Here is a 12,028-nt window from a genome sequence, read left to right on the forward strand (position 1 = left end):
GAATGCCTCGTAAGGGCCCCGCCCCGAAGCGTCCGGTCATCATCGACCCGGTCTACGGCTCTCCTCTGGTGACCTCCCTGATCAACAAGGTGCTGCTGAACGGCAAGCGCTCCACCGCCGAGCGCATCGTCTACGGCGCCATGGAGGGCCTGCGCGAGAAGACCGGCAACGACCCGGTCATCACGCTCAAGCGCGCTCTCGAGAACATCAAGCCGACCCTCGAGGTCAAGTCCCGCCGTGTCGGTGGCGCCACCTACCAGGTCCCGGTCGAGGTCAAGCCCGGCCGTGCCAACACCCTGGCGCTGCGCTGGCTGGTCGGTTACTCCCGCGCCCGTCGCGAGAAGACCATGACCGAGCGTCTGCTCAACGAGCTCCTCGACGCCTCCAACGGCCTCGGTGCCGCGGTGAAGAAGCGCGAGGACACGCACAAGATGGCCGAGTCCAACAAGGCCTTCGCGCACTACCGCTGGTAGTCGGAACCCCTTCGAGAACCGAGAGAAGACTGAAGCCTTATGGCTACCACTTCGCTTGACCTGGCCAGGGTGCGGAACATCGGCATCATGGCCCACATCGACGCGGGCAAGACGACCACCACCGAGCGGATCCTGTTCTACACCGGTGTGTCCTACAAGATCGGTGAGGTCCACGACGGCGCTGCCACCATGGACTGGATGGAGCAGGAGCAGGAGCGTGGCATCACGATCACCTCTGCTGCCACCACCTGCCACTGGTCGCTGGACGACGTCGACCACACCATCAACATCATCGACACGCCGGGCCACGTCGACTTCACCGTCGAGGTGGAGCGTTCCCTGCGCGTGCTCGACGGTGCCGTGACGGTGTTCGACGGCGTCGCCGGCGTCGAGCCGCAGTCCGAGACGGTGTGGCGTCAGGCGGACCGCTACGGCGTTCCGCGCATCTGCTTCGTCAACAAGCTCGACCGCACCGGTGCCGAGTTCCACCGCTGCGTCGACATGATCAGCGACCGCCTGGGTGCGCAGCCGCTCGTCATGCAGCTCCCGATCGGCGCCGAGGCCGACTTCAAGGGCGTCGTGGACCTGGTCCGCATGAAGGCCCTGGTCTGGTCCGCGGAGGCGACCAAGGGCGAGATGTACGACGTCGTCGACATCCCGGCCACGCACACCGAGGCCGCCGAGGAGTGGCGCGGCAAGCTGCTGGAGGCCGTCGCCGAGAACGACGAGGAGATGATGGAGCTGTACCTGGAGGGCGAGGAGCCCTCCGAGGAGCAGCTGTACGCGGCGATCCGCCGTATCACCATCGCCTCCGGCAAGGGCCAGGGCACCACGGTGACCCCGGTCTTCTGCGGCACCGCCTTCAAGAACAAGGGCGTCCAGCCCCTGCTCGACGCGGTCGTGCGCTACCTGCCGTCCCCGGTCGACATCGAGGCCATCGAGGGCCACGACGTCAAGGACCCCGAGACGGTCATCAAGCGCAAGCCGTCCGACGAGGAGCCGCTCGCGGCGCTGGCGTTCAAGATCATGAGCGACCCGCACCTCGGCAAGCTCACCTTCGTCCGCGTGTACTCCGGCCGCCTGGAGTCCGGCACCGCCGTGCTGAACTCCGTCAAGGGCAAGAAGGAGCGCATCGGCAAGATCTACCGCATGCACGCCAACAAGCGTGAGGAGATCGAGTCGGTGGGCGCCGGCGACATCATCGCCGTCATGGGTCTGAAGCAGACCACGACCGGTGAGACGCTGTGCGACGACAAGAACCCGGTGATCCTGGAGTCCATGGACTTCCCGGCGCCGGTCATCCAGGTCGCCATCGAGCCCAAGTCGAAGGGCGACCAGGAGAAGCTGGGCGTCGCGATCCAGCGCCTGGCCGAGGAGGACCCGTCCTTCCAGGTCCACTCGGACGAGGAGACCGGCCAGACCATCATCGGCGGCATGGGCGAGCTGCACCTCGAGGTGCTGGTCGACCGCATGCGCCGTGAGTTCAAGGTCGAGGCCAACGTCGGCAAGCCGCAGGTCGCGTACCGCGAGACCATCCGCAAGTCGGTCGAGAAGGTCGAGTACACCCACAAGAAGCAGACCGGTGGTACGGGCCAGTTCGGCCGCGTCATCATCTCGGTCGAGCCGATCGAGGGTGGCGACGCCTCCTACGAGTTCGTCAACCAGGTCACCGGTGGACGTATCCCGAAGGAGTACATCCCCTCGGTCGACGCCGGCTGCCAGGAGGCCATGCAGTTCGGCATCCTCGCCGGTTACGAGATGACCGGTGTGCGCGTGACGCTGCTCGACGGCGCCTACCACGAGGTCGACTCCTCCGAGCTCGCGTTCAAGATCGCCGGTTCGCAGGCCTTCAAGGAGGCCGCGCGCAAGGCTTCGCCCGTGCTCCTCGAGCCGATGATGGCCGTCGAGGTCACCACGCCCGAGGACTACATGGGCGACGTCATCGGCGACATCAACTCCCGCCGTGGCCAGATCCAGGCCATGGAGGAGCGGGCGGGTGCCCGTGTCGTGAAGGGCCTCGTGCCCCTGTCGGAGATGTTCGGCTACGTCGGCGACCTCCGCAGCAAGACGTCGGGTCGCGCAAGCTACTCGATGCAGTTCGACTCCTACGCCGAGGTTCCGCGGAACGTCGCCGAGGAGATCATCGCGAAGGCCAAGGGCGAGTAACGGAGCCCGTCTCCACGCCGTAGGCTTGACTCCGGAGCCTCGCGGGGCAAACACCCGTAACCAAGGGCGTTTGCCCCCGGGATCCGGGCCATCCAGCAAAGATCACCTGGCGCCGATGAAGTAAGGCGTACAGAACCACTCCACAGGAGGACCCCAGTGGCGAAGGCGAAGTTCGAGCGGACTAAGCCGCACGTCAACATCGGCACCATCGGTCACATCGACCACGGTAAGACGACCCTCACGGCCGCCATTACCAAGGTGCTGCACGACGCGTACCCGGACCTGAACGAGGCCACCCCGTTCGACAACATCGACAAGGCGCCCGAGGAGCGTCAGCGCGGTATCACCATCTCCATCGCGCACGTCGAGTACCAGACCGAGGCGCGTCACTACGCCCACGTCGACTGCCCGGGTCACGCGGACTACATCAAGAACATGATCACGGGTGCGGCGCAGATGGACGGCGCCATCCTCGTGGTCGCCGCCACCGACGGCCCGATGCCGCAGACCAAGGAGCACGTGCTCCTGGCCCGCCAGGTCGGCGTTCCGTACATCGTCGTCGCCCTGAACAAGGCCGACATGGTGGACGACGAGGAGATCCTGGAGCTCGTCGAGCTCGAGGTCCGTGAGCTCCTCACCGAGTACGAGTTCCCGGGCGACGACGTTCCGGTCGTCAAGGTCTCCGCTCTGAAGGCGCTCGAGGGCGACAAGGAGTGGACGCAGTCCGTCCTGGACCTCATGAACGCCGTCGACACCGCCATCCCGGAGCCGGAGCGCGACGTCGACAAGCCGTTCCTGATGCCGATCGAGGACGTCTTCACCATCACCGGTCGCGGTACGGTCGTCACCGGCCGTATCGAGCGCGGTGTCCTCAAGGTGAACGAGGAAGTCGAGATCATCGGCATCAAGGAGCAGAAGACCAAGACCACGGTTACGGGCATCGAGATGTTCCGTAAGCTGCTGGACGAGGGTCAGGCCGGTGAGAACGTCGGTCTGCTGCTCCGCGGCATCAAGCGCGAGGACGTCGAGCGCGGCCAGGTCATCATCAAGCCGGGCACCGTCACCCCGCACACGGAGTTCGAGGCCCAGGCCTACATCCTGTCGAAGGACGAGGGTGGCCGCCACACCCCGTTCTTCAACAACTACCGCCCGCAGTTCTACTTCCGTACGACGGACGTGACCGGCGTCGTGACCCTCCCCGAGGGCACCGAGATGGTCATGCCGGGTGACAACACCGAGATGAAGGTGGAGCTCATCCAGCCCGTCGCCATGGAGGAGGGCCTGAAGTTCGCCATCCGTGAGGGTGGCCGGACCGTGGGCGCCGGCCAGGTCACCAAGATCACCAAGTGAGTTCACTCGCTTGAGGGTCGACTGACCTGGTAGCTCCGACTGCGAGCTCCTGAAGGGCCCGCACGACTTCGGTCGTGCGGGCCCTTTCGTGTGCGCGCGAGTCGTTGGCGCGGGGGCGGAGGTACGGGGCGCGGATGCGGAAGTACGGGCGCGGAAGTACGGGTGCGGAGGCGTGGGGTGGATGTACGGGGACGGGGACGGAGGGGCGGACGTGCAGGGGCAGAGGCGCGGGGACGGAGGCGTGGAGGCGCGGGGACGGAGGTGCGGAGGCGCGGCGGACGCAACGAAGACGCCCCCGGTTCGCGGGGAACCGGGGGCGCGGGTGCGGGTGAGGTCAGGGACTCAGCCGACCGTCCACTTCTGGTTGGCGGCGCCGGTGCACGTCCAGAGCTGGAGCGGGGTGCCGTCGGACGCCGAGTTGCCCTTGGCGTCCAGGCACTTGTCCGCGCCGACGTTGACGAGGTCGCGCGCGGCGGTGTGGACCCACTGCTGGGCCTTCGTGCCGTTGCAGGTGTAGAGCTGGACCGCGGCTCCGTCGGCGGTGGACCCGCCGCGCACGTCGAGGCACTTGCCGAGGGCGCGCACGGTGCCGTCGCTGCCGAGGGTCCACTTCTGGGCGTCGACGCCGGTGCAGTTGTGGAGCTGGATGGGCGTGCTGTCGGCCGCCGAGGCGCCGGCGACGTCGACACACATGCCGCCGATGCCCTTGATGGCGCCGGTCTTCGAGGTGCCCCCGCCGCCGGTGGAACCGCCGGAGGTCGAGACGCGGACGTAGTCCACGGTCATCGTCTGCGGGAACTGCGTGTTCGCATCCGGGCTGCCGGGCCAGCTGCCGCCGACGGCGAGGTTGAGGATCATGAAGAACGGGTGGTCGTAGACCCACTTCTTGCCGCCCAGGTCGGCCGGGGTGCGGGTCTGGTAGGTCTGCCCGTCGACGGACCAGGTGATCTTCTCGGGGCTCCAGTCGACGGCGAAGACGTGGAAGTCGTCGGGGAAGGCCCTGCCGCCCGAGAGCGTGTACGCCGCGCCGATGCCGCCGCCGCCGGAGTAGCCGGGGCCGTGCAGGGTGCCGTGGACGGCGCCGGGCTCGTAGCCGACGTTCTCCATGATGTCGATCTCGCCGCTGTTGGGCCATCCGACGCTGCCCAGGTCGTTCCCGAGCATCCAGAACGCGGGCCACATGCCCTGCCCGCGCGGCACCTTGATACGGGCCTCGAAGTGGCCGTAGGCCTGCGTGAAGGTCTTGGCGGTGTTGAGGCGCGCGGAGGTGTACTGGCAGGTGCCGTACCAGCACTGCAGCCCGGAGTCGGTGTTCTTGCGGGCGGTGATGACGAGGTTGCCGTTGCCGTCGAGGGCGACGTTGTCCCTGCTGTTCGTGTAGTACTGCAGCTCGTTGTTGCCGTTGCCGGAGCCGCCGGTCTCCACGGTCCACTTGGCCGGGTCCGGCGCGCTGCCGGCGGCACCGTTGAACTCGTCGGACCAGGTCACGGCGGCGGCGTCGGTCGGCGCGGCGTCGGCCTTGTCGGACGAGCCGAACGTGGTCAGGGTGAGCGCGGCGGCGACGGAGGCGCAGACCAGCGGGACGAGCCCGCCGAGCGTCCACCGACGTGCGCGATGAGCAGCCATGGCTGAACACACCTTGTCTGTGGGGATTGGTTGTGGGGGATGGGGTGTGGGGGGTTCGAATGTTGTGGGGGGATGGGGCGTGGGGGATCGAATGATGTGGGGGGTGGGTGTGGGGGGTGGGGTGTGGGGGTGGGCCGATCTTGTCGGCCGTGGGGGGATGCTACGGACGGTTCACCGCGCAACAAACTGCCCGATTGATCCCTCAACCGCCTTTGAGCTGGGCGGACTTGAGTGCAGTGGGCTGATCATCGGATCGCTTAATGCGCGTTTAAGGCGGAGCTAAGGTCGCCCCCGAGTCCGCCGCCGACGTGGCCGTCGTCGCGGGTCACCCTGAACTCGTCACCTCGGAGAAGCCCTGATGAAGCACCACGCCCCGCTCGCCGTCGCGGCGATCGCGTCGGCCGCGTTCGCCCTGTCCGGCTGCGGCCTGGTCGGCGGCGACGGCGCCGGGACCGAGAGCGAACCGGAGAAGAACGTGAACATGCAGGAAGCCGCCGACCGTGCCGAACAGATCCTCGACGGCACCCTCGCCGGGATCAAGCCGGGAGTCAGGGCGGTCCGAGGGCCGTCCAGCGACTCGGTCTGCACCGACTTCAAGAACGACGGGACGGGGGCCGGGACCGTCACGCGGAGGCGGTACGTCATGACGATCATCTCGGAGGAGCGGCGCGGCAGCTTCCTGGGGGTGATCGAACGCCGGTGGAAGAAGGAGGGGTACGAGATCACCTCCGTGCGTGAGAACAAGGAGATGCCCGCGATCTTCGCCACCACCCCGGAAGGGTTCCGGGTCGGTCTGGAGATCGGCTACAAGGGGCAGGCCTCGCTCAGCGCCACCTCCCCCTGCGTCACGGAGTCCCAGGTCACCGAGCCCTCGCGCGAGCCCGTCGACCCTGATTCCCCGGCAGGCAAGGGTCTGCCGTACGTGCATTCCGACTTCTGGTCGGCCGGCACGCCGCTGTCCTCGCCGTCCCCGGGGACGGGCGGCTGAACCCAGGTTCAAGCCGGCGCGGCCGCAAGGCGAGTGCCGGTTCCCTTCGAACCCCGCAGCGGGGAGCGTCCGGACGCCCGCGGATGGTTCGAGTCCGTCCGGCGTGGACGGCTCAGAGGGCCGTTCCGTCGGTGCGGATCGTGTGCGGCACCGGGTGGTCCGGGCCGGGGCATGATGATCTTCCCGTTGCTTCCCGTTGCTTCCCGTTGCTTCCCGTTGCTTCCCGTTCCGTTTCGTGAGACGGGCCGTGCCCTGTTGTGACACCGGTGGTGTTCCGGGCGCCCGCGGCACCCGGACGCGCGGCCGTCCGCCGGACGTGCCCCCTCCGTCGTCGGCCTGCCCGGGCACAGCACGGCCGGCAGGTCCGGCGCGGCGCGCGGGCGGTGTCGGTGCGGGGCGGGAGGATACGCCCCTCGGGCAACGCGCCCGCCCGGGACCGCCGGGCCCGGTCCCGGCGTGCGGAAGACCGTGACGGGGCCCTGTCGCGGCGTTTGCACAGGGGTGACACTTGCGGTCGGCCGTGCTCGGACGGCAGGCTCCGGGGCGGTCGCCGTCCTGTGCGCGGCGACGGCGCCGAGCGCACACCGCCGGTCCCGCGTATGTACCGGCACCAGCCATGTCAGAAAGGGAACCCGTGGCCACTCGACACGACCCCAGGACCACGCTCGATCTGCTGCGCGCCGAGGTGGAGCGCCGCAATCCCGCGGAGCCCGAGTTCCACCAGGCCGCACGTGAGGTGCTGGAGACCCTCGCGCCGGTGCTCGCGGCGCGGCCCGAGTACGCCGAGCCGGGGCTCGTCGAGCGGCTGTGCGAGCCGGAGCGGCAGATCATCTTCCGGGTGCCGTGGCAGGACGACCGGGGCCGGGTCCACGTCAACCGCGGTTTCCGCGTCGAGTTCAACAGCGCGCTGGGCCCCTACAAGGGCGGCCTGCGCTTCCACCCTTCGGTGAACCTCGGGATCATCAAGTTCCTCGGCTTCGAGCAGGTCTTCAAGAACGCGCTGACCGGCCTCGGCATCGGCGGCGGCAAGGGCGGCAGCGACTTCGATCCGCGGGGCCGCAGCGACGCGGAGGTCATGCGCTTCTGCCAGTCGTTCATGACCGAGCTGCACCGGCACATCGGCGAGCACACCGACGTCCCCGCGGGGGACATCGGTGTCGGCGCCCGGGAGGTCGGCTACCTGTTCGGCCAGTACCGGCGGATCACCAACCGCTGGGAGGGCGGCGTCCTCACCGGCAAGGGCGCCGGCTGGGGCGGCTCGCTGATCCGTCCGGAGGCGACCGGGTACGGCAACGTGCTGTTCGCGGAGGCGATGCTGCGCGAGCGCGGCGAGGACCTCGAAGGGCGGACGGCGGTCGTCTCCGGCTCCGGGAACGTCGCGATCTACACCATCCGGAAGCTGGCGGCCCTCGGCGCCAATCCGGTCACCTGCTCCGACTCCAGCGGCTACGTCGTCGACGAGAAGGGCATCGACGTGGAGCTGTTGCGCCAGGTCAAGGAGGTCGAGCGCGGCCGGGTGAGCGACTACGCGGAGCGCCGGGGCTCCTCCGCCCGGTTCGTGCCCGGGGGCCGGGTCTGGGAGGTCCCGGCCGACGTCGCCCTGCCGTCGGCGACCCAGAACGAGCTGAACGCCGTCGACGCCGCCGTCCTCGTCCGCAACGGCGTGAAGGCGGTCTCCGAGGGCGCGAACATGCCCACGACGCCGGAGGCCGTGCAGCTCTTTCGACAGGCCGGTGTCGCCTTCGGCCCCGGCAAGGCGGCGAACGCCGGCGGGGTCGCGGTCAGCGCCCTGGAAATGACGCAGAACGCGTCACGCACCTCATGGAAGGCCGACCAGGTCGAGAACGAGCTGGCCCGCATCATGACCGACATCCACACCACCTGCGCCGAGACCGCCGAGCGCTACGGCGCCCCCGGCGACTACGTGACCGGCGCGAACATCGCCGGGTTCGAGCGGGTGGCGGACGCGATGCTGGCGCAAGGCGTCATCTGACGCGGAGCCGGTGGGGGAGGCCGGGGAGAGCCCACGGAACGGGGCTCTCCCCGGCCTCCCCTCTTTCTCCGGCCCGTTCAGGGGGTGCGCAGGCCGCCCGGACGGGCCGGGAGGCCGAAGCGGGCGGGAACGCCCGGCGAGTACAGCACGCTCACCGGCTCCCCGGCCGGCCTCGGCAGCCCCGCCGCCGTCACCAGGTTCTCCTCGCACACGGCCAGCTCGGCCCGGTACAGGGGCCACCGCGGGTGGGCGTTGGGCAGGTACACGGACCGCCCGAAGAAGGCGCCGTGCATGCCCCAGCGGGCGGTGAGGAAGTGCTCCAGCTCGGTCGGCTCCTCGATCCGCTCACCCCTGCGCACGGTGATGCGGCTCCCGGCGCCGCGCGGGCCCGGCCAGCGCCGGGAGCTGGTGTACGTCACGGTGTCACCGTCGTGCCGGATGCCCATCCGGGACCAGAGGTACGGCATCCGGAAGCCGATGCGGCCGACCGCGACGGGGATCAGCCGGGACGCGTCCAGGGACAGGAAGACGACACCGCGCCGCCCGTGCGCGTCCACCGAGTAGAGCCGGACGTTGGTCTCGGGGAAGGTGCCGAGGTAGGGCACGCCCGGGAGGCGCAGCCACCCCACGCGGTGCATCCGGAACGCGACGAGCCCCACGTACGTGACACCGTCCAGCGTGTCGGGCACGGTGCCCGGCGGCAGCAGGGGGGCCACGTCGGCCGGGTCGGCCGCCCAGTGGACGAACGTCAGGTCCAGCCAGGACTGGGTGAGCAGGGGGCGCGCGATGGCTTCGGGCGCGTCGGCGGTGATCGGGTGCGGGGCGTCCTGGGGGTCCGGCAGCGGGGTCGGCGGCACGGCGCCAGTATCACAGAGGGCGCGCACCGCGGTACGGTCGGCGCCGGAGGGCTCGGCGGCGCTCCGCACGGTGCGGTGACCGAGCGCGGGTGGGCGGACGCGGCGCGGTCCGGCCGGAGGGCGCAGCGGGGTGCGGGGGCGGCGGGCGACCGCGTCCCCGTCCCGTCGTGGGCACTTTCCCCCGGACGAGTGACTGCGCCGCCACGCTCCGCGGCGTCCGCGCCGGCGTGTGCGCCGGCGACCGCGCCCTCGACGACCCGGTTCCCGGCGGAGCGGGGGTGCGAGGAACCGGCGATCGACGGCACTGGTGGGGGAGTGGCGGGACGCCCGCGGCGAAGCCGGTCGGTCAGGCCGTCGCCGGCGGCCCGGCCCGCCCCGTGCCCGGTCCCGGCAGCCGGAGCAGGCGCAGCTCCCGCACCCCGCTGGTGTCCAGCCTCGCCAGGGACGACGCCAGGGGGTCGAGGAAGACCACCCGGCCGTCGTTGTTGTGCACGTAGAGCAGGTTGCCCGTGATCTCGTGGCCGTTCAGCTCGCGGCGGACCCAGACGACGCCCCGGGTGCCGGGCCCGGGGCCGGTCATCGCGCCGACGACGTCGTCCCAGCCGGCGCAGTGCGCGGGCGCCACCTCGTCGAAGTCCGGGAAGTAGCGCTTGGCCAGCCGCCCCCACCAGCCCGGGGCCTCGTGGGCCGGGGACCACGGCACCGCGGTGGACCGGGCGCCGTCGATCGCGTGGTGCACGGCGACCACGCAGCCGCGGGCGTTGATCCTGCGGGGCTGGGACACGACCCGGTCGGCGTACACGTGCCCCGGTGCCGGTTCCAGGTCGGCCAGCGGGGCACCGGGGGCCGGGTGGAAGGGCGGCCCGCCGTGCCTGAGCACGACGATCGAGGCCGCCAGCATCGGCGTGCGGGGGAAACCGGGCTGCGGCAGGGAGCGGCAGGCCATCAGCCAGGCGGCGGGAGTCTCGTACACCGGGTCCGGGACGGTCAGTTCGACCAGACCGCCGTAGGTGTGGGCGAGCCACTCCTCGGCCCGCTTACGGGGGTGGAACATCGCCGTGTCAGCTCCGGCCCCGGCCGGTTCCGTCCCCGCGGCCGCGCTCCCCGCCGCCGCGCTCCCCGCCGCCGCGCTCCCCGCCGCCGCGCTCCCCGCGCGCGCTCCCGTACGTCCCCCCGTCCCAGGGCGACGCCAGCTCACGCATCCGCTCGCGGTGCTCGATGACCCGCGTCCAGTCGCCGGGCCAGGCCCGCGCGCCCACCCAGGCGCCCGCGAACGCGCCGGCCAGGGCGGCGATGGAGTCCGAGTCGCCCGACGAGTACGCCGCCCGCCGGACGGCGCTCACCGGGTCGTCCGGGAAGAGCAGGAAGCAGTACAGGGCGGCGGCGAGCGCCTCCTCCGCGATCCAGCCGGCGCCGGCCGCCTCGCAGGGGTCCCGCTCGGGGTCCGGCTCCCGCAGTGCCCGGGCCATCGTGTCCAGGGCCCGCAGGGTCTCGTCCCACCCGTGGGCGATGAAGTCCGCGGGGTCCGCCGCCCCCGCCCGCTGGGCCAGGTCCCCGAGCCAGTCGCCGTAGTACGTCCGGCGCGACTTCTCGGCGTAGTGGCGCAGCCGGGGCAGCAGCTCGACGGGGGCGCAGTTGTGCGTGAGCAGCCATACGGCGTGCGCCGTGAGGTCGCTGGCCGCGAGCGCGGTCGGATGGCCGTGGGTCAGCGCGGCCTGCAATTGCGCCGCCCCCGCCCGCTGCTCCGCCGACAGTCCGGGCGCCAGGCCGACCGGGGCCACCCGCATGTTCGCCCCGCACCCCTTCGACGCGAGGACGCTGGCCGCCTGCCAGGGGCCGCCGCGTTCCAGGGCGGCGCAGGCGTCCAGGCAGGTCCGGCCCGGGGCGCGGTTGTTGTCCGGGGAGTGCAGCCAGGCGACGAAGTTCCTGCGCAGGGCCGGTTCGAGCGTGGCGGCCGTGAGCGCGGCGGGGTCCTGCGCGGCGGTCTCCGCCAGCGCCTCGGCGACCGCCAGCGTCATCTGCGTGTCGTCCGTCACCCAGGCGACCCCGGAGGACACGGGCAGGTTCAGCTCCCGCCAGGGCCCGAACCGGGAGGCGAGCTGCCCGAGGTCCAGGAACTCGGTGGGGTAGCCCAGGGCGTCGCCGACGGCGAGCCCCAGCAGCGTTCCGGTCGCGCCGCCCTTCACCCGGTCCCTGCCCCATTTCCGCCCGGCGAGGTCGTCGAGCACGGCGAGGCTCTCCGCGCGGGCCAGTGAGCCGGGGACGATGTGGCTCGTGACGGAGGAGGGCTGCTGGAGCAGTTCGGCCAGGGCCTGGGTGGGGGGCAGCCCTCGCTCCTTGGCCTTGCTCAGCCGCCTCACCCAGGGGCCGATCTTGTTGGCGGCGGCGGGCCCGGCCGCCAGGCGGACACGGATGCTGGCGGCATCGTCCTCGTCATTGGCCCACACGTAGGCGATCACCTGGCCCTCGTCGTCGGCCACGGTCACGTACTGGACGGGGCCGCCGGTGTGCCGGGCGTAGCGCGGCGGGCCGCCCGGCTCGATGTAGGCACCGACATCTTCGTTGAAGCGTGGGT

At 70.9% G+C, this 12,028-nt stretch carries 8 protein-coding genes and 1 pseudogene; 5 read left to right on the forward strand and 4 right to left on the reverse strand.

Translation table 11 applies throughout. The features are described from left to right. The first annotated feature begins 2 nt into the window (after nucleotides 1-2). From rpsG to tuf, 3 genes are all read left to right on the forward strand, one after another. On the forward strand, nucleotides 3-473 hold the full coding sequence (gene rpsG, locus AB0L29_RS18200; RefSeq protein ID WP_003998848.1) for a 30S ribosomal protein S7: 471 nt from the start codon (nucleotides 3-5) through the stop codon (nucleotides 471-473). A 39-nt stretch (nucleotides 474-512) separates the two neighbouring features. Next, the gene (gene fusA / locus AB0L29_RS18205; protein ID WP_365828261.1) at nucleotides 513-2,639 is read left to right on the forward strand and encodes an elongation factor G; all 2,127 of its coding nucleotides are present in this window, start codon (nucleotides 513-515) and stop codon (nucleotides 2,637-2,639) included. Between the two features lie 156 nt (nucleotides 2,640-2,795). After that, nucleotides 2,796-3,989, forward strand: coding sequence for an elongation factor Tu (gene tuf / locus AB0L29_RS18210; RefSeq protein WP_365828263.1), 1,194 nt, complete (start codon nucleotides 2,796-2,798; stop codon nucleotides 3,987-3,989). A 342-nt stretch (nucleotides 3,990-4,331) separates the two neighbouring features. Here the strand turns inward: tuf and AB0L29_RS18215 are convergent, their stop codons facing one another. Beyond that, the gene (locus tag AB0L29_RS18215; protein WP_365828265.1) at nucleotides 4,332-5,615 is read right to left on the reverse strand and encodes a family 16 glycosylhydrolase; all 1,284 of its coding nucleotides are present in this window, start codon (nucleotides 5,613-5,615) and stop codon (nucleotides 4,332-4,334) included. A gap of 358 nt (nucleotides 5,616-5,973) precedes the next feature. Between AB0L29_RS18215 and AB0L29_RS18220 the strand changes: the two genes are divergently transcribed. Together AB0L29_RS18220 and gdhA are read left to right on the forward strand one after the other, a co-directional pair. After that, nucleotides 5,974-6,603, forward strand: a complete 630-nt coding sequence (locus tag AB0L29_RS18220; RefSeq protein ID WP_365828267.1) for a hypothetical protein — start codon at nucleotides 5,974-5,976, stop codon at nucleotides 6,601-6,603. Nucleotides 6,604-7,237: 634 nt separating this feature from the next. Then, the gene (gdhA, locus tag AB0L29_RS18225; RefSeq protein WP_365828269.1) at nucleotides 7,238-8,596 is read left to right on the forward strand and encodes an NADP-specific glutamate dehydrogenase; all 1,359 of its coding nucleotides are present in this window, start codon (nucleotides 7,238-7,240) and stop codon (nucleotides 8,594-8,596) included. A 77-nt stretch (nucleotides 8,597-8,673) separates the two neighbouring features. On the opposite strand, the gene AB0L29_RS18230 is transcribed toward gdhA, so the two are convergent. The 3 genes and pseudogenes from AB0L29_RS18230 to AB0L29_RS18240 all read right to left on the reverse strand — a co-directional run. After that, a complete protein-coding gene (locus AB0L29_RS18230; RefSeq protein ID WP_365828271.1) occupies nucleotides 8,674-9,453 on the reverse strand; it encodes a DUF2071 domain-containing protein in 780 nt (259 codons plus the stop codon). A gap of 346 nt (nucleotides 9,454-9,799) precedes the next feature. Continuing rightward, nucleotides 9,800-10,507 (reverse strand): toxin glutamine deamidase domain-containing protein, encoded by a 708-nt coding sequence (locus AB0L29_RS18235; protein ID WP_365828273.1) that lies wholly within the window; start codon nucleotides 10,505-10,507, stop codon nucleotides 9,800-9,802. A gap of 121 nt (nucleotides 10,508-10,628) precedes the next feature. After that, a pseudogene (locus AB0L29_RS18240) lies at nucleotides 10,629-11,639 on the reverse strand (ADP-ribosylglycohydrolase family protein); the annotation flags it as partial. Nucleotides 11,640-12,028: the final 389 nt, after the last annotated feature.

Source organism: Streptomyces sp. NPDC052701, from assembly GCF_040678355.1.
Taxonomy (GTDB): Bacteria; Actinomycetota; Actinomycetes; order Streptomycetales; family Streptomycetaceae; genus Streptomyces.